27 protein-coding genes are annotated in these 17,903 nt (G+C 66.1%); all 27 read left to right on the top strand.

Going from position 1 to position 17,903, the window contains the following annotated elements:
* Positions 1-3 precede the first annotated feature (3 nt).
* The 27 genes from fusA (at position 4) to IFT36_RS03045 (ending at position 17,902) form a co-directional block, all read left to right on the top strand.
* On the top strand, positions 4-2,118 hold the full coding sequence (gene fusA, locus IFT36_RS03175; RefSeq protein WP_056043577.1) for an elongation factor G: 2,115 nt from the start codon (positions 4-6) through the stop codon (positions 2,116-2,118).
* 129 nt (positions 2,119-2,247) lie between these two features.
* Positions 2,248-3,438, top strand: a complete 1,191-nt coding sequence (gene tuf / locus IFT36_RS03170; RefSeq protein WP_043593375.1) for an elongation factor Tu — start codon at positions 2,248-2,250, stop codon at positions 3,436-3,438.
* 125 nt (positions 3,439-3,563) lie between these two features.
* Positions 3,564-3,776 carry an Rv0909 family putative TA system antitoxin gene (locus tag IFT36_RS03165; RefSeq protein ID WP_200412389.1) on the top strand — a complete coding sequence of 71 codons (213 nt, stop codon included), beginning with the start codon at positions 3,564-3,566 and terminating at the stop codon, positions 3,774-3,776.
* Positions 3,777-3,862: 86 nt separating this feature from the next.
* Positions 3,863-4,855, top strand: coding sequence for a DNA topoisomerase IB (locus tag IFT36_RS03160; RefSeq protein ID WP_200412388.1), 993 nt, complete (start codon positions 3,863-3,865; stop codon positions 4,853-4,855).
* Between the two features lie 103 nt (positions 4,856-4,958).
* Positions 4,959-5,798 (top strand): DarT ssDNA thymidine ADP-ribosyltransferase family protein, encoded by an 840-nt coding sequence (locus tag IFT36_RS03155; protein WP_200412387.1) that lies wholly within the window; start codon positions 4,959-4,961, stop codon positions 5,796-5,798.
* Between the two features lie 397 nt (positions 5,799-6,195).
* Positions 6,196-6,504: a 30S ribosomal protein S10 gene (gene rpsJ, locus IFT36_RS03150; protein WP_043593369.1), complete on the top strand. Its 309-nt coding sequence runs from the start codon at positions 6,196-6,198 to the stop codon at positions 6,502-6,504.
* Between the two features lie 16 nt (positions 6,505-6,520).
* Positions 6,521-7,171, top strand: coding sequence for a 50S ribosomal protein L3 (gene rplC, locus IFT36_RS03145; RefSeq protein WP_173154863.1), 651 nt, complete (start codon positions 6,521-6,523; stop codon positions 7,169-7,171).
* A gap of 3 nt (positions 7,172-7,174) precedes the next feature.
* Positions 7,175-7,837 (top strand): 50S ribosomal protein L4, encoded by a 663-nt coding sequence (gene rplD, locus IFT36_RS03140; RefSeq protein WP_043593365.1) that lies wholly within the window; start codon positions 7,175-7,177, stop codon positions 7,835-7,837.
* Entirely contained in the window at positions 7,834-8,133 is a 300-nt protein-coding gene (gene rplW, locus IFT36_RS03135; protein WP_043593363.1) for a 50S ribosomal protein L23, read from the top strand. The genes rplD and rplW overlap by 4 nt, the downstream gene beginning before the upstream one ends.
* An 18-nt stretch (positions 8,134-8,151) precedes the next feature.
* On the top strand, positions 8,152-8,991 hold the full coding sequence (gene rplB, locus IFT36_RS03130) for a 50S ribosomal protein L2 (RefSeq protein WP_056043560.1): 840 nt from the start codon (positions 8,152-8,154) through the stop codon (positions 8,989-8,991).
* A 12-nt stretch (positions 8,992-9,003) separates the two neighbouring features.
* A complete protein-coding gene (gene rpsS / locus IFT36_RS03125; protein ID WP_043593360.1) occupies positions 9,004-9,285 on the top strand; it encodes a 30S ribosomal protein S19 in 282 nt (93 codons plus the stop codon).
* A 25-nt stretch (positions 9,286-9,310) separates the two neighbouring features.
* Positions 9,311-9,703 (top strand): 50S ribosomal protein L22, encoded by a 393-nt coding sequence (rplV, locus tag IFT36_RS03120; RefSeq protein ID WP_043593358.1) that lies wholly within the window; start codon positions 9,311-9,313, stop codon positions 9,701-9,703.
* Positions 9,703-10,482, top strand: a complete 780-nt coding sequence (gene rpsC / locus IFT36_RS03115; RefSeq protein WP_043593357.1) for a 30S ribosomal protein S3 — start codon at positions 9,703-9,705, stop codon at positions 10,480-10,482. The genes rplV and rpsC overlap by 1 nt, the downstream gene beginning before the upstream one ends.
* Positions 10,483-10,484: 2 nt before the next feature.
* Positions 10,485-10,904, top strand: coding sequence for a 50S ribosomal protein L16 (gene rplP, locus IFT36_RS03110; RefSeq protein ID WP_043593355.1), 420 nt, complete (start codon positions 10,485-10,487; stop codon positions 10,902-10,904).
* The gene (gene rpmC / locus IFT36_RS03105; protein WP_054145424.1) at positions 10,904-11,227 is read left to right on the top strand and encodes a 50S ribosomal protein L29; all 324 of its coding nucleotides are present in this window, start codon (positions 10,904-10,906) and stop codon (positions 11,225-11,227) included. Before rplP ends, rpmC begins: the two co-directional genes overlap by 1 nt.
* Positions 11,227-11,523 (top strand): 30S ribosomal protein S17, encoded by a 297-nt coding sequence (gene rpsQ, locus IFT36_RS03100; protein WP_056043557.1) that lies wholly within the window; start codon positions 11,227-11,229, stop codon positions 11,521-11,523. Before rpmC ends, rpsQ begins: the two co-directional genes overlap by 1 nt.
* Positions 11,524-11,557: 34 nt before the next feature.
* A complete protein-coding gene (gene rplN / locus IFT36_RS03095) occupies positions 11,558-11,926 on the top strand; it encodes a 50S ribosomal protein L14 (protein WP_043593350.1) in 369 nt (122 codons plus the stop codon).
* A gap of 3 nt (positions 11,927-11,929) precedes the next feature.
* Entirely contained in the window at positions 11,930-12,289 is a 360-nt protein-coding gene (gene rplX / locus IFT36_RS03090; RefSeq protein ID WP_043593348.1) for a 50S ribosomal protein L24, read from the top strand.
* Positions 12,289-12,876 carry a 50S ribosomal protein L5 gene (rplE, locus tag IFT36_RS03085; RefSeq protein ID WP_043593346.1) on the top strand — a complete coding sequence of 196 codons (588 nt, stop codon included), beginning with the start codon at positions 12,289-12,291 and terminating at the stop codon, positions 12,874-12,876. The genes rplX and rplE overlap by 1 nt, the downstream gene beginning before the upstream one ends.
* Before the next feature lie 141 nt (positions 12,877-13,017).
* Positions 13,018-13,416 carry a 30S ribosomal protein S8 gene (gene rpsH / locus IFT36_RS03080; RefSeq protein ID WP_043593344.1) on the top strand — a complete coding sequence of 133 codons (399 nt, stop codon included), beginning with the start codon at positions 13,018-13,020 and terminating at the stop codon, positions 13,414-13,416.
* 6 nt (positions 13,417-13,422) lie between these two features.
* A complete protein-coding gene (rplF, locus tag IFT36_RS03075; protein WP_043593343.1) occupies positions 13,423-13,959 on the top strand; it encodes a 50S ribosomal protein L6 in 537 nt (178 codons plus the stop codon).
* A 2-nt stretch (positions 13,960-13,961) separates the two neighbouring features.
* A complete protein-coding gene (gene rplR, locus IFT36_RS03070; RefSeq protein ID WP_043593341.1) occupies positions 13,962-14,333 on the top strand; it encodes a 50S ribosomal protein L18 in 372 nt (123 codons plus the stop codon).
* Positions 14,330-15,070: a 30S ribosomal protein S5 gene (gene rpsE, locus IFT36_RS03065; protein ID WP_043593339.1), complete on the top strand. Its 741-nt coding sequence runs from the start codon at positions 14,330-14,332 to the stop codon at positions 15,068-15,070. The genes rplR and rpsE overlap by 4 nt, the downstream gene beginning before the upstream one ends.
* Positions 15,070-15,255, top strand: coding sequence for a 50S ribosomal protein L30 (gene rpmD / locus IFT36_RS03060; RefSeq protein ID WP_043593338.1), 186 nt, complete (start codon positions 15,070-15,072; stop codon positions 15,253-15,255). The genes rpsE and rpmD overlap by 1 nt, the downstream gene beginning before the upstream one ends.
* Positions 15,255-15,890, top strand: a complete 636-nt coding sequence (gene rplO / locus IFT36_RS03055; protein ID WP_082460060.1) for a 50S ribosomal protein L15 — start codon at positions 15,255-15,257, stop codon at positions 15,888-15,890. The genes rpmD and rplO overlap by 1 nt, the downstream gene beginning before the upstream one ends.
* A 72-nt stretch (positions 15,891-15,962) precedes the next feature.
* Positions 15,963-17,285, top strand: a complete 1,323-nt coding sequence (gene secY / locus IFT36_RS03050; protein ID WP_043593336.1) for a preprotein translocase subunit SecY — start codon at positions 15,963-15,965, stop codon at positions 17,283-17,285.
* Positions 17,282-17,902, top strand: coding sequence for an adenylate kinase (locus IFT36_RS03045; protein ID WP_200412386.1), 621 nt, complete (start codon positions 17,282-17,284; stop codon positions 17,900-17,902). The genes secY and IFT36_RS03045 overlap by 4 nt, the downstream gene beginning before the upstream one ends.
* Position 17,903: the final 1 nt, after the last annotated feature.

Genomic DNA, 17,903 nt, shown 5'->3' with positions numbered 1-17,903 from the left:
CCTGTGGCACAGGACGTGCTCACCGACCTGAACAAGGTCCGCAACATCGGCATCATGGCGCACATCGATGCTGGCAAGACGACCACCACCGAGCGCATCCTGTACTACACGGGCATCACCCACAAGATCGGTGAGGTGCACGACGGTGCGGCCACCATGGACTGGATGGCGCAAGAGCAAGAGCGTGGCATCACGATCACCTCGGCGGCGACGACCTGCTTCTGGAACAAGAACCAGATCAACATCATCGACACCCCGGGTCACGTCGACTTCACGGTCGAGGTCGAGCGTTCGCTCCGCGTGCTCGACGGTGCCGTCGCCGTCTTCGACGGAAAAGAGGGCGTCGAGCCCCAGTCCGAGACCGTGTGGCGTCAGGCCGACAAGTACGACGTGCCGCGCATCTGCTTCGTCAACAAGATGGACAAGCTCGGCGCCGACTTCTACTTCACGGTCGACACGATCATCAACCGCCTCGGCGCCAAGCCGCTGGTGATGCAGCTCCCGATCGGTGCCGAGAGCTCCTTCGAGGGCGTCGTCGACCTGGTCGAGATGCGTGCCCTCACGTGGCGTGGTGACGCCAAGGGTGACGTCGAGCTGGGTGCGAAGTACGAGATCGAAGAGATCCCCGAAGACCTCAAGGAGAAGGCGGCGGAGTACCGCGCCAAGCTCCTCGAGACCGTCGCCGAGTCCGACGACGTGCTGCTCGAGAAGTACTTCGGTGGCGAAGAGCTCACGATCGCCGAGATCAAGGGCGCCGTCCGCAAGATGACGGTCAACTCCGAGCTCTACCCGATCTTCTGTGGTTCGGCCTTCAAGAACCGCGGCGTGCAGCCCATGCTCGACGCGGTCATCGACTACCTGCCCTCGCCGCTCGACGTGCCTCCCATGGAGGGCCACGACGTCCGCGACGCCGAGAAGATCATCATCCGCAAGCCCGAGTCGACCGAGCCCTTCTCGGCTCTCGCCTTCAAGGTCGCGGTGCACCCCTTCTTCGGTCGTCTCACCTACGTCCGCGTCTACTCGGGCTCCATCGAGTCCGGCGCCCAGGTCATCAACTCGACCAAGGACAAGAAAGAGCGCATCGGCAAGATCTTCCAGATGCACTCGAACAAGGAGAACCCCGTCGACAGCGTGACCGCCGGTCACATCTACGCCGTCATCGGGCTCAAGTTCACCACCACGGGTGACACCCTCTGCGACCCGTCCGAGCAGATCGTCCTCGAGTCGATGACGTTCCCCGAGCCCGTCATCGAGGTCGCGATCGAGCCGAAGACCAAGGCCGACCAAGAGAAGCTGTCGCTGGCCATCCAGAAGCTCGCCGAAGAAGACCCGACGTTCCGCGTCGAGCTCAACGCCGAGACGGGCCAGACGGTCATCAAGGGCATGGGCGAGCTCCACCTCGACATCCTGGTCGACCGCATGAAGCGCGAGTTCAACGTCGAGGCCAACGTGGGCAAGCCCCAGGTCGCGTACCGCGAGACCCTCAAGAAGGGCATCGAGCGCTACGACTACACCCACAAGAAGCAGACCGGTGGTTCGGGTCAGTTCGCCAAGGTGCAGATCGCTCTCGAGCCCTTCGAGGTCACGGCCGAGTCGACCTACGAGTTCGTCAACAAGGTCACCGGTGGCCGCATCCCCCGCGAGTACATCCCCTCGGTCGATGCCGGCATCCAGGACGCCATGCAGGTCGGCGTGCTCGCCGGCTACCCGACGGTGGGCGTCCGCGCGCTGCTGCTCGACGGAGCGGCGCACGACGTCGACTCGTCCGAGATGGCGTTCAAGATCGCTGGGTCGATCGCCTACAAAGAGGCGGCTCGCAAGGCCCAGCCCGTTCTCCTCGAGCCGCTCATGGCGGTCGAGGTCCGTACGCCCGAGGAATACATGGGCGACGTCATCGGCGACCTCAGCTCGCGACGCGGGCAGATCTCGTCGATGGAAGACGCCAGTGGTGTGAAGGTCGTTCGGGCCAGCGTGCCGCTGTCGGAGATGTTCGGTTACGTCGGAGACCTGCGGTCGAAGACCTCGGGCCGGGCCGTCTACTCGATGACGTTCGAGTCGTACCAAGAGGTGCCCTCGGCCGTCGCCGAAGAGATCATCCAGAAGAACAAGGGCGAATAGTCCTGAACCGCGTGGTCGTCCGACGACCGCGTAACATGTACACACACCAATCCGCAGGGCGACCGGTAGGCCGGGTCATCGACCCGGCCCCCGGGCCGCACTGCAACCGAGTCCTGAGGAGGACCCACAGTGGCTAAGGCCAAGTTCGAGCGGACCAAGCCGCACGTCAACATCGGAACCATCGGTCACGTCGACCACGGCAAGACCACGCTCACCGCGGCGATCACCAAGGTCCTGCACGACAAGTACCCCACCCTCAACACGGCGTCGGCGTTCGACCAGATCGACAACTCGCCTGAAGAGAAGCAGCGCGGCATCACGATCAACATCTCGCACGTCGAGTACCAGACCGAGAAGCGCCACTACGCTCACGTCGACGCTCCCGGCCACGCCGACTACGTCAAGAACATGATCACCGGTGCAGCTCAGATGGACGGCGCGATCCTCGTCGTCGCCGCCACCGACGGTCCCATGCCCCAGACGCGTGAGCACGTCCTGCTCGCCCGCCAGGTCGGCGTGCCCTACATCGTCGTCGCGCTGAACAAGGCCGACATGGTCGATGACGAAGAGATCATGGAGCTCGTCGAGCTCGAGGTCCGCGAGCTCCTCTCGAGCCAGGAGTTCGACGGCGACAACGCCCCGATCGTCCAGGTCTCCGCTCTCAAGGCCCTCGAGGGTGACGAGAAGTGGGCCGAGACGGTCGCCGAGCTGATGAACGCCGTCGACGAGAACGTGCCCGAGCCCGTTCGCGCCACCGACCAGCCCTTCCTCATGCCCATCGAGGACGTCTTCACGATCACCGGTCGTGGCACCGTCGTCACCGGTCGTGTCGAGCGCGGTCAGCTCAACGTCAACGAAGAGGTCGAGATCGTCGGCATCCGCCCGACCGTCAAGACCACCGTCACCGGCATCGAGATGTTCCGCAAGCTGCTCGACTCGGCTCAGGCCGGCGACAACACCGGTCTCCTCCTCCGCGGCACCAAGCGCGAGGACGTCGAGCGCGGCCAGGTCGTCGTCAAGCCCGGTTCGGTCACGCCGCACACCGAGTTCGAGGCGAACGTCTACATCCTGTCGAAGGACGAGGGTGGGCGTCACAACCCGTTCTACGCGAACTACCGTCCGCAGTTCTACTTCCGCACCACCGACGTCACGGGTGTCATCACGCTGCCCGAGGGCACCGAGATGGTCATGCCCGGCGACACGACCGAGATCAGCGTCCAGCTGATCCAGCCGATCGCCATGGAAGCCGGTCTGCGCTTCGCCATCCGTGAGGGTGGTCGCACGGTCGGTGCCGGTACGGTCACCAAGATCAACAAGTAAGTCCTGTTCACACAGAACTGCTGATCTGACGAGAGAGGTCAGGCCCTTCGGGGCCTGGCCTCTTTCGCGTCAGCAGGGCACGATGGGGGAGACGTCGGACGGACCGGCGCCGACGGGAGGACGACATGGCAGGTTTCGACGACATCACCAAGAAGGCCCAGGCCTTCCTCAAGGACGGAAAGGTCCAGGAGGCGCTCAAGAGCGAGAAGGCCGAGGGTGTCAGCGACAACATCCTCGACGCGGTCGCCTCCGCGGCCGACAAGGCCACCGGCGGCAAGCACGCCAATAAGATCCAGCAGGCCAAGGAGCAGGCCGACAAGAAGCTGGGCAACCAGTAGGGCGTGAGCGATGCCCCCGCCGTCGAGCGGGGGCTTCGCTGTACCCCGCCCAGGCCCCTCGACGACGCGCGGTGTTCACTCGACCGATGCCGCGCCTCCGGAGGACCGATTCGAGCCGACCCGGGCTGACGCGGGTCCGGGCAGGACGAGGGTTCTCGTACCGGACGGCCGACGGGACCGCCGTCGCCGACGCCGAGCTGCGCGCCCGCATCGAGCACCTCGCCATCCCACCGGCCTGGACCGACGTCTGGATCTCCCCTTACGAGAACGGCCACATCCAGGCCACGGGAGTGGACGCCGCGGGTCGGCGTCAGTACATCTACCACCCGACGTGGCGTGAGCAGAAGGATCGCATCAAGTTCGACCGGGCACTCGCCCTGGCCGAGTCGCTGCCGACCGCCCGCCGATTCGTGACGCACGACCTGCGCGTCCAGGGGGCCGGCCGTGAGCGGGTCCTGGCCGCTGCCTTCCGCATGCTCGACACGGGCTCCCTCCGGGTGGGCTCCGAGCGCTACGCGCAGGAGCACGGCAGCCACGGGTTGTCGACCCTGCTCTGCGCGCACGCGACCGTCTCCGGCGACACGGTGTCGCTGGCGTTCCCCGGCAAGAGCGGCCAGGACTGGGACTCCGAGATCCACGACGCCGACCTCGCGGCCGTCGTCCGCAGCCTCAAGCGGCGGGGCGGGCGGGCCCGGTTGCTCGCCTGGAAGGCCGACGGCGGGGGAGCGGGGGAGGCGCGCGCGGCCTGGCACCCGCTACGAGCGACCGAGATCAACGACTACGTCAAGGAGAGGGCCGGCGACGAGTTCACCGCCAAGGACTTCCGCACCCTGCACGGCACCGTCGCCGCCGCCGTCAGCCTGGCCCGCTCCGGGCCGCAGGCGTCGGCCTCCCGGCAGTCGAAGTCCCTCGCCCAGGCGATGCGGGTCGCCGCCGCCGTGCTCGGCAACACCCCGGCCATCGCGAAGTCGTCGTACGTCGATCCCCGGCTGGTGGATGCGTACCGGCACGGGGAGACCATCGATCCGGCCCGCCTGCACGCGGCCGAATCCGAGGTCCGGGCATTGCTGTTCCGCTGAGCCGTCGCACACCCGAGGTGGTCCACGGTCTGCGAACGGTGCGCGTCGTGACGTAACCTAGAGGGTCGCGTCCCGTTCGGGTCGCCCGAGAGGAACAACTGCAGTGACTGACGAGTGCATCCACGGATTCGAGCGAGAGTTGTGCGACATCTGCGCTCCCCGCAAGCGCGAGGGCGTCGCCGACGGCATGCCCTCGACCGCCGCACGGTCGGTCACCACCCGCCGCCGCCCCTCCAACCGCAAGCCCGAGTCGCTGCGCAGCACGCCCGCACTCGCCCGTGACTCGGCCGCCGTCGCCGTGGCCGCGCAGGCGGCCGCCACACCCGTCCCCGAGTTCTCGACCCAGCGTGCCTACCACTGGACGCACGTGTCCAACCTGCCCGGCATCCTCGAGGCCGGCGCGCTGCAGGCCGGCGCGACTCCCGTGCTCGACGTCAGCTCCGAGGCGACGCGGGCCCTCCGCGCCTCCGTCACGACCGCGTCGGGTCAGCCCGTCGCCGCGCACGTGCCGTTCTCCCTGTCGCCTCATGCGACCGCCTGGGACGCCGTCCGTACCGGAGCCGAGGGCTACGAGTGGTCTGATGCGGCACGTGAGGCCCGTGCCATCGATTTCGTCATGCTCGTCGTTCCCGTCGCCTCGCTCGGCGACGACTTCGTCGTGACCGAGGGTGACGCGGCCGTCGAGGGCATGCGTGCGGCCGCAGGGCTCGACGACGCATCGCCGATGGTGCGGCGGTTCAGCCTCAAGGACCCCGACCTGCTCGCTCCAGAAGTGCTCGTGCCCGGTTCCGTGCCCTTCTCCTCGGTGACGCTCGTCGGCGTCCCGAACGACAAGGTCCGCGACGCCGTGAAGGAGACGCTCGCCGGGCTGGGAGCCGAGGCGCCGCGCGTCGCCGTCTACCCGCCGTGGTTCCGGCCTGCACCGGTCGTCGAAGCCGTCTGACATCCGCGACACGCCCGGGTTGCAGCAAATGCAGGCGTGTGGCAAAATCGTCTAGTTCAACATTTCGAGCCTGGCCTCTGCGCCGGGTGTCGGATCACTGCCAGGCAGTGCACAGACGCAAGGCGTCTGGGCCGCGGGTAGCAGGACGCATCTCACAACGAAACCACCGCCGTGACCTCAGGTCGCGGTGTGCCGAGGCGAAGCCCCGGGTGCGGGTGGCGGTGGCGAAGATGGCCCTCCCCGGGTCCTTCCTCGCGGGCACCGGCCGGTTTTGGCAGATGGATTGACACAAGAACAGCGGTACGCGAGAGACACGTAGTGCCAACAGATGTTCGCCCAGCGAACAGCGTCAGGCGGCCCCCGAGGTGCGCGACGTCCGAACGAGAGAGAGTCACACATGGCGGGACAGAAGATCCGCATCCGACTTAAGTCGTACGACCACGAGGTCATCGACACTTCCGCGCGCAAGATCGTCGACACGGTCACCCGCGCGGGCGCTACGGTCGTCGGCCCCGTGCCGCTCCCGACCGAGAAGAACGTGGTCGTCGTGATCCGTTCGCCCCACAAGTACAAGGACTCGCGCGAGCACTTCGAGAAGCGCACGCACAAGCGCCTCATCGACATCGTCGACCCGACGCCGAAGGCCGTCGACTCGCTCATGCGTCTCGACCTGCCTGCCGACGTCAACATCGAGATCAAGCTGTAGGGGGGCGACCATGACCATCAGCACCACCAAGAACGTCAAGGGCCTGCTCGGCAAGAAGCTCGGCATGACCCAGGTCTGGGACGAGAACAACAAGCTCGTCCCCGTCACCGTCGTCGAGATCGCCCCGAACGTCGTGACCCAGGTCCGCTCGCTCGAGAAGGACGGCTACACCGCCGTCCAGATCGCGGCCGGCCAGATCGACCCCCGCAAGTCGAACAAGCCCTCCACGGGTCACTTCGACGCCGCGGGCGTCACCCCCCGTCGCCACCTCACCGAGGTCCGCACCGCCGACGCCGCCGAGTACGCACTCGGCCAGGAGCTCACGGTCGACACCTTCGAAGCCGGCCAGAAGGTCGACGTCGTCGGAACGTCCAAGGGCAAGGGCTTCGCCGGTGTCATGAAGCGTCACAACTTCAAGGGCGTCAGCGCCTCGCACGGTGCGCACCGCAACCACCGCAAGCCCGGTTCGATCGGTGCCTCCTCGACCCCCAGCCGTGTCTTCAAGGGCATGCGCATGGCCGGTCGCATGGGTGGCGAGCGCGTCACCATCCTCAACCTCACGGTGCACGCCGTCGACGCCGAGAAGGGTCTGCTGCTCGTCAAGGGCGCCGTCCCCGGTGCTCGTGGCCGCATCGTTTTCGTCCGCACCGCCGTGAAGGGGAAGTAGCTCATGGCCACCACTACCGCATCGGCCGCTTCGGTCGACGTCGTCGACGCCAAGGGCCAGAAGACCAGCACGGTCGAGCTCCCCGTCGAGCTCTTCGACGTCGTCACGAACGTCCCGCTCATCCACCAGGTCGTCGTCGCCCAGCAGGCCGCCGCACGTCAGGGCACGCACAAGACCAAGCGTCGCGGCGAGGTCTCCGGCGCCGGTCGCAAGCCGTTCAAGCAGAAGGGCACCGGCCGCGCCCGTCAGGGTTCGATCCGCGCTCCTCAGATGACCGGCGGTGGCATCGTCCACGGCCCGCAGCCCCGCGACTACGCCCAGCGCACCCCCAAGAAGATGATCGCCGCAGCCCTGCTCGGTGCTTTGTCCGACCGCGCTCGTGGCGCCCGCGTCCACGTCGTCGAGAGCTTCGTCGCCGACTCGATCTCGACCAAGGTCGCTCTCGAGCTGCTCGCGTCGATCGCCTCGAGCAAGCACGTCCTGATCGTCACCGACCGCGACGACACGCTGACCCTCAAGAGCGTCCGCAACGTGCCCACGGTCCACGTGATCACGTTCGACCAGCTGAACGCCTACGACGTCCTCGTCAGCGACGACATCGTCTTCACGAAGAGCGCCTTCGACGGCTTCGTCGCCTCGAAGACCAAGAAGGAGGCCACCGCATGAGCGGCTACGGAAAAGACCCCCGCGACGTCATCATCGCGCCCGTCGTCTCCGAGAAGAGCTACTCCCTGATCGACCAGGGCAAGTACACCTTCCTCGTGGACCCGCGTTCGAACAAGACCGAGATCAAGCTCGCCATCGAGAAGATCTTCGACGTCAAGGTCGACAGCATCAACACGCTCAACCGAACGGGCAAGACCCGTCGCACCCGCTTCGGCACCGGCAAGCGCAAGGACACCAAGCGCGCCATCGTCACGCTGAAGTCCGGTTCCATCGACATCTTCACGGCTGTCGGCTAGGGAGCAGAGGCATAAATCATGGCAATTCGTAACTACAAGCCCACGACCCCGGGTCGCCGCGGTTCGTCGGTCGCCGACTTCGCGGAGATCACGCGTTCGACGCCCGAGAAGTCGCTGCTGCGCCCGCTCTCGAAGTCCGGTGGCCGTAACAACGCCGGCCGCATCACGACCCGTCACATCGGTGGTGGCCACAAGCGCCAGTACCGCGTCATCGACTTCCGTCGCAACGACAAGGACGGCGTCAACGCCAAGGTCGCTCACATCGAGTACGACCCCAACCGCACGGCTCGCATCGCGCTCCTGCACTTCGTGGACGGCACCAAGCGGTACATCATCGCGCCGAACAAGCTGAAGCAGGGCGACGTCGTCGAGTCGGGTGCCGGCGCCGACATCAAGCCCGGAAACAACCTGCCGCTCAAGAACATCCCGGTCGGTACCGTCATCCACGCCATCGAGCTCAAGCCCGGTGGAGGCGCGAAGATGGCCCGCTCGGCCGGTGCCTCGGTGCGTCTCGTCGCCAAGGACGGCCCCTACGCGCAGCTCCGTCTGCCGTCGGGCGAGGTCCGCAACGTCGACGCCCGCTGCCGCGCCACGATCGGCGAGGTCGGCAACGCCGAGCAGTCGAACATCAACTGGGGCAAGGCCGGCCGCATGCGCTGGAAGGGCGTCCGCCCGACCGTGCGTGGTGTCGCCATGAACCCCGTCGACCACCCGCACGGTGGTGGTGAGGGCAAGACCTCCGGTGGACGCCACCCGGTCAGCCCGTGGGGCCAGAAAGAGGGCCGCACGCGTCACCCCAACAAAGAGAGCGACAAGCTCATCGTCCGTCGTCGTAACGCTGGCAAGAAGCGTAAGTAGGAGTTGTAGAAGATGCCACGCAGTCTTAAGAAGGGCCCCTTCGTTGACGACCACCTGCTTCGCAAGGTCGTCTCGCAGAACGAGGCCAGCACCAAGAACGTCATCAAGACCTGGTCGCGCCGTTCGATGATCGTCCCCAACATGCTTGGGCACACCATCGCTGTGCACGACGGACGCAAGCACATCCCCGTGTTCGTGACCGAGAGCATGATCGGCCACAAGCTCGGTGAGTTCGCGCCCACCCGCACCTTCCGTGGTCACGTGAAGGACGACAAGAAGGGTCGTCGCCGCTAACGCGGCGACGTGAAGGAGGAGAGAAATGGTGGAGTCGATCGCACGCGTGCGTCACATCCGCGTCACCCCCATGAAGGCCCGTCGTGTCGTCAACCTGATCCGCGGCAAGCAGGCCGCCGAGGCTCTGGCGATCCTGAAGTTCGCACCTCAGGGCGCCAGCGAGCCCGTCTACAAGCTCGTCGCGTCGGCCATGGCCAACGCCCGGGTGAAGGCGGACGCCTCGAACAGCTACCTCGACGAGCAGGACCTGTACATCAGTCGTGCATTCGTCGACCAGGGCGCCACCCTCAAGCGGTTCCAGCCGCGTGCACAGGGCCGCGCCTTCAAGATCCTGAAGCGCACCAGCCACATCACGATCGTCCTCTCGACGCCTGATGAGGTCGAGGCTGCCGACGCTACGAAGAAGGCGAGCAAGTAATGGGCCAGAAAGTCAACCCGTACGGCTTCCGTCTGGGCATCACCACCGACCACGTGTCGCGGTGGTTCACCGACAGCACGAAGCCGGGACAGCGTTACAGCGACTACGTCGCCGAGGACGTCAAGATCCGCACCCTGCTGAAGACCTCGCTCGACCGCGCCGGCGTGGCGAAGATCGAGATCGAGCGCACCCGTGACCGCGTCCGCGTCGACATCCACACGGCCCGTCCGGGCATCGTGATCGGTCGTCGTGGCGCCGAGGCCGAGCGCATCCGCGGCGACCTCGAGAAGCTCACGAGCAAGCAGATCCAGCTCAACATCCTCGAGGTCAAGAACCCCGAGGCCGAGGCCCAGCTCGTCGCCCAGGGCATCGCCGAGCAGCTCGCTGCTCGCGTGGCGTTCCGTCGTGCGATGCGCAAGGGGCTCCAGGGCGCCCAGCGTGCCGGTGCCAAGGGTGTCCGCATCCAGGTGTCGGGCCGTCTCGGCGGCGCCGAGATGAGCCGCTCGGAGTTCTACCGCGAGGGCCGCGTGCCCCTGCACACGCTCCGCGCCAACATCGACTACGGCTTCTACGAGGCCAAGACCACCTTCGGTCGCATCGGTGTCAAGGTCTGGATCTACAAGGGCGACATCACCAACAAGGAGCTCGCGCGCGAGCAGGCGAACCAGAAGTCGTCTCGCCCCGAGCGCCGCAACGACCGTGACGGCGCCCGCCGCGGCGGGGGCGACCGCGCTCCCCGCGAGCAGAAGGCACCCGCCACCACAGGAGCTGAGGCGTAACCATGCTTATCCCCCGTCGTGTCAAGCACCGCAAGCAGCACCACCCCGGCCGTAGCGGCCAGGCCACTGGTGGCACCAAGGTCAGCTTCGGTGAGTACGGCATCCAGGCCCTCACGCCCGCTTACGTGACCAACCGTCAGATCGAGTCCGCTCGTATCGCCATGACGCGTCACATCAAGCGTGGCGGAAAGGTGTGGATCAACATCTACCCCGACCGTCCCCTCACGAAGAAGCCCGCCGAGACCCGCATGGGTTCCGGTAAGGGCTCGCCCGAGTGGTGGGTCGCGAACGTCAAGCCGGGTCGCGTGCTCTTCGAGCTCAGCGGCGTGAGCGAGGAGATCGCCAAAGAGGCACTCACTCGCGCAATCCACAAGCTGCCCCTCAAGGCACGCATCATCAAGCGCGAGGAGGGCGACGCATAATGGCGATCGGTTCCAAGGAGCTCCGTCCTGTCGAGCTCGACACATTCGAAGACGAGCGTCTCGTCGATGAGCTGAAGAAGGCGAAGGAAGAACTCTTCAACCTCCGCTTCCAGTCGGCCACCGGCCAGCTCGAGAGCCACGGCCGCCTGCGTGCCGTGAAGCGCGACATCGCTCGCATCTACACGGTCCTGCGTGAGCGCGAGCTCGGCATCCGTGCCACCCCCGCCCCGGTCGAGGCGGCCCCCAAGGCCGCCAAGAAGTCGACCAAGAAGGCTGACAAGCCGGCCGAGACGGCTGACGAGACCGCCGAGGAGAGCAAGTAATGGCCACCGAGAACAAGACCGAGGTCGACTCGGCTGCCGTCGAGGTCCGCGGCTACCGCAAGACGCGTCGCGGCTACGTGACCAGCGACAAGATGGAGAAGACCATCGTCGTCGAGGTCGAGGACCGCGTGAAGCACCCCCTGTACGGCAAGGTCATCCGCCGCACGTCCAAGGTCAAGGTCCACGACGAGGCCAACTCGGCCGGCGTCGGCGACCTCGTCGTGATCAGCGAGACCCGTCCGCTCAGCGCCTCCAAGCGCTGGCGCCTGGTCGAGATCCTCGAGAAGGCGAAGTAGGCCTCGCGGCCTGCTTGCGTAGAAGGAGACACAAGTGATTCAGCAAGAATCCCGCCTCAAGATCGCCGACAACACCGGGGCAAAAGAGATCCTCACCATCCGCGTGCTCGGTGGCTCCGGCCGTCGTTACGCCGGCCTGGGTGACGTCATCGTCGCCACGGTGAAGGACGCCATCCCCGGTGGCAACGTGAAGAAGGGTGACGTCGTCAAGGCCGTCATCGTTCGCACCAAGAAAGAGGTCCGTCGTCCGGACGGCTCTTACATCAAGTTCGACGAGAACGCCGCAGTGATCCTGAAGGCCGACGGAGACCCCCGCGGAACCCGCATCTTCGGACCGGTCGGTCGCGAACTCCGCGACAAGAAGTTCATGAAGATCATCTCGCTGGCGCCGGAGGTTATCTAAGTCATGGCAAACATCAAGAAGGGTGACCTCGTGCAGGTCATCACCGGTGCCTCGCAGGCCCGCGGCGGAGACCGCGGCAAGCAGGGCAAGGTCCTCGAGGTGCTCGTCGAGCGCAACCGCGTGGTCGTCGAAGGCGTCAACTTCGTGACCAAGCACGTGCGCGTCGGCCAGACCCAGCGTGGTTCCAAGACCGGTGGCATCGAGACGCACGAGGCTCCGATCCACGTGTCGAACGTCGCCGTCGTCGACCCCAAGACCAAGAAGCCCACCCGCGTCGGCTTCCGCGAAGAGACGGTCACCAAGGACGGCGTGTCCAAGACCGTTCGCGTCCGTTACGCCAAGAAGTCTGGTGAGAACCTCTGATGACCGACACCACCACGCAGGCCGCCACGGCCCTCCCGCGGCTGAAGGCCAAGTACCGCGCCGAGATCATCGAGCAGTTGAAGTCCGACTTCGGCTTCACGAACGTGCACCAGGTGCCCGGGCTCGTGAAGATCGTCGTCAACACCGGTGTCGGTGAGGCCGCTCGCGACAGCAAGATCATCGACGGTGCCATCAAGGACCTGACGGCCATCACCGGCCAGAAGCCCCAGGTCACCAAGGCACGCAAGTCCATCGCGCAGTTCAAGCTGCGCGAGGGCCAGCCGATCGGTGCCCACGTCACGCTCCGCGGTGACCGCGCCTGGGAGTTCCTCGACCGACTGCTGTCGCTGGCGCTGCCCCGCATCCGCGACTTCCGCGGTCTGAGCGACCGCCAGTTCGACGGAAACGGCAACTACACCTTCGGTCTCAACGAGCAGAGCATGTTCCACGAGATCGACCAGGACCGCATCGACCGCGTCCGTGGCTTCGACATCACCGTCGTCACGACCGCCAAGAACGACGACGAGGGTCGCGCGCTGCTCAAGGCGCTCGGGTTCCCGTTCCGTTCGGCCGACTCGGCCAACTAAGATCGTCCGGTCGGCAACTCTCTCGTAGAGTTGCCGGCCGTTCCCCTGAGGTCGACGAGAACCGCTCGTCGACCAATCGATCGCCCAGGTCGGCACCCGGTGTACCGGATGTCGAAACCGGACGAGAAAGTGACAAACCGCATGACGATGACAGATCCGGTCGCAGACCTGCTGACCAGACTGCGCAACGCGAACTCGGCTTTCCACGAGACCGTGTCGCTCCCGAGCAGCAAGCTCAAGTCCCACATCGCCGAGATCCTCAAGCGCGAGGGTTTCATCGAGTCGTGGAAGGTCGAAGACGCCCGCGTCGGCCAGACCCTCACGATCGACCTCAAGTACGGCCCCGCCCGTGAGCGCTCCATCAAGGGCATCAAGCGCGTGTCGAAGCCCGGCCTCCGCGTCTACGCCAAGTCGACCGAGATCCCCCAGGTGCTCGGTGGCCTCGGTGTCGCCATCCTGTCGACTTCCTCCGGTCTGTTGACCGACCGTGAGGCCCAGAAGAAGGGCGTAGGCGGAGAAGTCCTCGCCTACGTGTGGTAACTCGTCATGTCTCGAATCGGAAGACTCCCCATCTCGATCCCTGCCGGGGTCGACGTGAAGATCGACGGCCAGGCCGTCAGCGTCAAGGGCCCCAAGGGTGAGCTGTCGCTCGTCGTCAAGAGCCCCATCGAAGCCAAGATCGAAGAAGGCACGGTCGTCGTGACCCGTCCGGACGACGAGCGCGAGTCGCGTTCGCTCCACGGCCTCACGCGCACCCTGATCGCCAACCAGATCATCGGCGTCACCGAGGGCTACACCAAGGGCCTCGAAGTCGTCGGAACCGGTTACCGCGTCCAGGCCAAGGGCTCGAACGTCGAGTTCGCCCTGGGCTACTCGCACCCCATCACCGTCGAGCCGCCCGCGGGCATCAGCTTCACGGTCGAGGGCAACAACAAGCTCACCGTCGTCGGGATCGACAAGCAGGCCGTCGGCGAGATGGCTGCCAACATCCGCAAGCTGCGCAAGCCCGAGCCCTACAAGGGCAAGGGTGTCCGCTACGCCGGCGAGGTCGTCCGCCGCAAGGCCGGAAAGTCAGGTAAGTAATCATGGGTCTCGGTACACGAGGAAAAAGCAAGTCGGCTGCCACCAAGCGCCGTCACACCCGCCTGCGCAAGAAGGTCGTGGGCACCGAAGAGCGCCCCCGTCTCGTCGTCACCCGTTCGGCCCGGCACGTGTTCGTGCAGGTCGTCGACGACAGCAAGGGCTTCACCGTCGCCAGCGCATCGACCCTCGAGGCCGACCTGCGTACGTTCGACGGTGACAAGACCGCGAAGTCCCGCAAGGTCGGCGAGCTCGTCGCCGAGCGTGCGAAGGCTGCGGGCATCGAGGCCGTCGTGTTCGATCGCGGCGGCAACAAGTACGCCGGACGCGTCGCGGCCATCGCCGAAGGCGCCCGAGAGGCTGGTTTGAACCTGTGAGCGACGCTACGAACACCACTCCCCCCGCAGAGACCGAAGCGACCAAGGCACCGGCTGAGGCCGTCGTCGAGCGTCCCGTCGAGACCGCTGCCGGCTCGGAGTCGAACAACCGCGAGGGTGGTCGCACCGACCGCCGTGGCGGCCAGGGTCGCGGTGACCGCAACCAGGGTGGCCGCGGACGCGGCGACCGTGACGACAAGAGCCAGTTCCTGGAGCGCGTCGTCACGATCAACCGCGTGTCGAAGGTCGTCAAGGGCGGTCGTCGCTTCAGCTTCACCGCACTCGTCGTCGTCGGTGACGGCAACGGACTGGTCGGTGTCGGCTACGGCAAGGCCCGAGAGGTCCCCACGGCCATCAGCAAGGGCGTCGAAGAGGCAAAGAAGAACTTCTTCCGCGTCCCGCGCATCGGCAACACGATCCCGCACCCCGTGCAGGGTGAAGCCGCTGCAGGCGTCGTCATGCTGCGTCCGGCCTCGGCCGGTACCGGTGTCATCGCCGGTGGTCCCGTCCGCGCCGTGCTCGAGTGCGCCGGCGTGCACGACGTCCTGAGCAAGTCGCTCGGTTCGTCGAACACGATCAACATCGTCCACGCCACGGTCGAGGCGTTGCAGCAGCTCGAAGAGCCGCGTGCCGTCGCCGCCCGTCGTGGACTCGACATCGACGCTGTCATGCCGGCCTTCATGGTCCGTGCCGAGCAGGCAGCTCGTACCGCCGCGACCGAGAAGGCAGGTGCCTGATGGCCGCCAACCTCAAGGTGACCCAGATCAAGTCCGTAATCAGCGAGAAGCAGAACCAGCGTGACACGCTGCGGAGCCTGGGCCTCAAGCGCATCGGCCAGTCGGTCGTTCGCGAGGACACCAAGCAGAACCGCGGCTACGTCAACACGGTCGCCCACCTCGTGAAGGTCGAGGAGATTGACTAATGGCTGACGAGAAGAACGAGGCCGCCGCGAAGGCCGCCCCGAAGAAGGCCGCCGCCCCCAAGGCGACGACCACCAAGGCAGCAGCTCCCAAGGCTGCCGCCAAGAAGCCCGCAGCCGACAAGGCCGCTGCTTCGACGGGTTCGACCACCAAGGCCGCTCCCGCCTCGACGACGTCCTCCGACGACGTCGCGCGTCCCCAGGTGCTCAAGGTGCACCACCTTCGTCCGGCTCCCGGTGCCAAGAAGGCGAAGACGCGCGTCGGCCGTGGTGAGGGCTCGAAGGGTAAGACGGCCGGTCGTGGCACCAAGGGTCAGAAGGCCCGGTACCAGGTCAAGGTCGGATTCGAGGGTGGCCAGATGCCGCTCCACATGCGTACTCCGAAGCTGCGCGGGTTCAAGAACCCGTTCCGCGTCGAGTACCAGGTGGTCAACCTCGAGAAGCTGAACGAGCTCTACCCGCAGGGTGGTGACGTCACCGTCGGTGACCTCGTCGCCAAGGGTGCCGTTCGGAAGAACGAGAAGGTCAAGGTCCTCGGACAGGGCGACCTGAGCGTCAAGCTCACCGTCGCGGTCGACAAGGTCTCCGGCTCCGCCGAGGACAAGATCGTCGCCGCCGGCGGGTCCGTCAGCAAGTAAAAATCACCTGAGGGGGTGGTCCGACAGGGCCACCCCCATCAGTCGTCTATCCTTCATACCGGGAGGCCCCACGTGTTCAGAGCTGTCGCGCGCATCATGCGCACCCCCGACCTGCGTCGCAAGATCGGGTTCACGCTCGGCATCATCGCGCTCTTCCGGTTGGGGAGCTTCATCCCCGCGCCGTTCGTCGACTACCAGAACGTGCAGGCCTGTCTCGCGGGCAACCAGGGCACCTCGGGTCTCTACGAGCTCGTCAACCTGTTCAGCGGCGGCGCTCTGCTGCAGCTGTCCGTGTTCGCGTTGGGCATCATGCCCTACATCACCTCGTCGATCATCGTGCAGTTGCTGCGCGTGGTCATCCCTCACTTCGACACCCTCTACAAAGAGGGCCAGTCCGGGCAGGCGAAGCTCACGCAGTACACGCGGTACCTCACCATCGCTCTCGGTGTCCTCCAGTCGACGACGCTCATCACCGTGGCCCGCTCGGGTGCCCTGTTCGGTTCGTCCGGCATCGCGGAGTGCAGCCAGCTGATCACGAACGACGCCTGGTACGCCGTCATGCTCATGGTCGTCACGATGACCGCCGGTACCGGCCTCATCATGTGGATGGGCGAACTCATCACCGAGCGCGGCATCGGCAACGGCATGTCGCTGCTGATCTTCACCTCGATCGCCGCCCGCTTCCCGACGGCCCTCTGGAGCATCGCGCAGTCGCGCAGCTTCGAGATCTTCCTCCTCGTCATCGCGGTCGGACTGATCATCATGGCGCTCGTGGTCTTCGTCGAGCAGTCCCAACGGCGGATCCCCGTCCAGTACGCCAAACGCATGGTCGGGCGGCGCACGTATGGTGGCAACAACACGTACATCCCGATCAAGGTCAACATGGCCGGCGTCGTGCCGGTCATCTTCGCCTCGTCGCTGCTCTACCTCCCGGCCCTCGTCGCCCAGTTCAACCAACCCTCCGACGGAACGGCTCCGCCCGCCTGGGTCAGCTGGGTGCAGGCCAACCTCACCTCGGGCGACAACCCGCTCTACATGGTGTTGTACTTCGCCCTCATCGTCGGGTTCACCTACTTCTACGTCGCGATCACCTTCAACCCCGAAGAGGTCGCCGACAACATGAAGAAGTACGGTGGGTTCATCCCGGGCATCCGGGCCGGTCGCCCCACGGCCGAGTACCTCGATTACGTCCTGACGCGTGTGACGCTGCCCGGTGCCCTGTACCTCGGCATCATCGCGCTCATCCCGCTGATCGCGTTGGCCACGGTCGGTGCGAACCAGAACTTCCCCTTCGGAGGCGCCAGCATCTTGATCATCGTGGGCGTCGGCCTCGAGACGGTCAAGCAGATCGACTCGCAGCTGCAGCAGCGTCACTACGAGGGCCTGCTCCGATGAGCGCCGCTGAGACCCGACTCAGCCCGCGCCTCCTCATCGTCGGTCCCCCCGGGGCCGGCAAGGGCACCCAGGCGGTCGCGATCGCCGAGTCGTTGGGCATCCCCGCGATCTCGACCGGCGACATCTTCCGCGCCAACGTCAAGAACGAGACCGAGCTCGGTCTCAAGGTCAAGGCGATCCTCGACGCGGGCGACTACGTACCGGACAGCCTCACCAACGAGCTCATCTCCGACCGGCTGTCGCAGGCCGATGCGAGCGAGGGCTTCCTCCTCGACGGCTACCCACGCACGCTGCAGCAGGTCCAATTCCTCGACGAGCACCTCGCTGCGCAGGGGCAGTCCTTGACGACCGTCGTCCAGCTGGTCGCCGAGCGGGACGAGATCGTCGAGCGACTGCGCCGGCGTGCCGTCGACCAGGGTCGTTCCGACGACACCGAGGACGCCATCCGCCACCGCCAGGACGTCTACCTCCGCGAGACCGCACCCCTGATCGACTCGTACCGAGATCGAGGCATCCTCGTCGAGGTCGACGGTCTGGGCAGCATCGACGAGGTCGCCGGGCGCATCGAGTCGGCCTTGGCCGCTCGCGGCTTCACGTCCGTCGCCTCGGCCTCCTGAC

The sequence above is a fragment of the Frigoribacterium sp. CFBP 13605 genome (assembly GCF_014839405.1).
GTDB lineage: Bacteria > Actinomycetota > Actinomycetes > Actinomycetales > Microbacteriaceae > Frigoribacterium.
Note: the sequence above shows the minus strand (reverse complement) of the source record. Positions and strands in the feature narration are given on the sequence as shown.

What these genes read in the sequence shown, in the direction of transcription:
- rpsC (WP_043593357.1), top strand. Translation starts at nt 9,703, where the DNA reads ATGGGCCAGAAAGTCAACCCGTACGGCTTCCGTCTGGGCATCACCACC.
- rpmC (WP_054145424.1), top strand. Translation starts at nt 10,904, where the DNA reads ATGGCGATCGGTTCCAAGGAGCTCCGTCCTGTCGAGCTCGACACATTC.
- rpsQ (WP_056043557.1), top strand. Translation starts at nt 11,227, where the DNA reads ATGGCCACCGAGAACAAGACCGAGGTCGACTCGGCTGCCGTCGAGGTC.
- IFT36_RS03160 (WP_200412388.1), top strand. Translation starts at nt 3,863, where the DNA reads ATGCCGCGCCTCCGGAGGACCGATTCGAGCCGACCCGGGCTGACGCGG.
- IFT36_RS03045 (WP_200412386.1), top strand. Translation starts at nt 17,282, where the DNA reads ATGAGCGCCGCTGAGACCCGACTCAGCCCGCGCCTCCTCATCGTCGGT.
- rplB (WP_056043560.1), top strand. Translation starts at nt 8,152, where the DNA reads ATGGCAATTCGTAACTACAAGCCCACGACCCCGGGTCGCCGCGGTTCG.
- rpsS (WP_043593360.1), top strand. Translation starts at nt 9,004, where the DNA reads ATGCCACGCAGTCTTAAGAAGGGCCCCTTCGTTGACGACCACCTGCTT.
- rplP (WP_043593355.1), top strand. Translation starts at nt 10,485, where the DNA reads ATGCTTATCCCCCGTCGTGTCAAGCACCGCAAGCAGCACCACCCCGGC.
- rplO (WP_082460060.1), top strand. Translation starts at nt 15,255, where the DNA reads ATGGCTGACGAGAAGAACGAGGCCGCCGCGAAGGCCGCCCCGAAGAAG.
- rplR (WP_043593341.1), top strand. Translation starts at nt 13,962, where the DNA reads ATGGGTCTCGGTACACGAGGAAAAAGCAAGTCGGCTGCCACCAAGCGC.
- rpmD (WP_043593338.1), top strand. Translation starts at nt 15,070, where the DNA reads ATGGCCGCCAACCTCAAGGTGACCCAGATCAAGTCCGTAATCAGCGAG.
- rpsH (WP_043593344.1), top strand. Translation starts at nt 13,018, where the DNA reads ATGACGATGACAGATCCGGTCGCAGACCTGCTGACCAGACTGCGCAAC.
- rplE (WP_043593346.1), top strand. Translation starts at nt 12,289, where the DNA reads ATGACCGACACCACCACGCAGGCCGCCACGGCCCTCCCGCGGCTGAAG.
- rplD (WP_043593365.1), top strand. Translation starts at nt 7,175, where the DNA reads ATGGCCACCACTACCGCATCGGCCGCTTCGGTCGACGTCGTCGACGCC.
- rplW (WP_043593363.1), top strand. Translation starts at nt 7,834, where the DNA reads ATGAGCGGCTACGGAAAAGACCCCCGCGACGTCATCATCGCGCCCGTC.
- rpsJ (WP_043593369.1), top strand. Translation starts at nt 6,196, where the DNA reads ATGGCGGGACAGAAGATCCGCATCCGACTTAAGTCGTACGACCACGAG.
- rplV (WP_043593358.1), top strand. Translation starts at nt 9,311, where the DNA reads ATGGTGGAGTCGATCGCACGCGTGCGTCACATCCGCGTCACCCCCATG.
- IFT36_RS03165 (WP_200412389.1), top strand. Translation starts at nt 3,564, where the DNA reads ATGGCAGGTTTCGACGACATCACCAAGAAGGCCCAGGCCTTCCTCAAG.
- rplF (WP_043593343.1), top strand. Translation starts at nt 13,423, where the DNA reads ATGTCTCGAATCGGAAGACTCCCCATCTCGATCCCTGCCGGGGTCGAC.
- rplX (WP_043593348.1), top strand. Translation starts at nt 11,930, where the DNA reads ATGGCAAACATCAAGAAGGGTGACCTCGTGCAGGTCATCACCGGTGCC.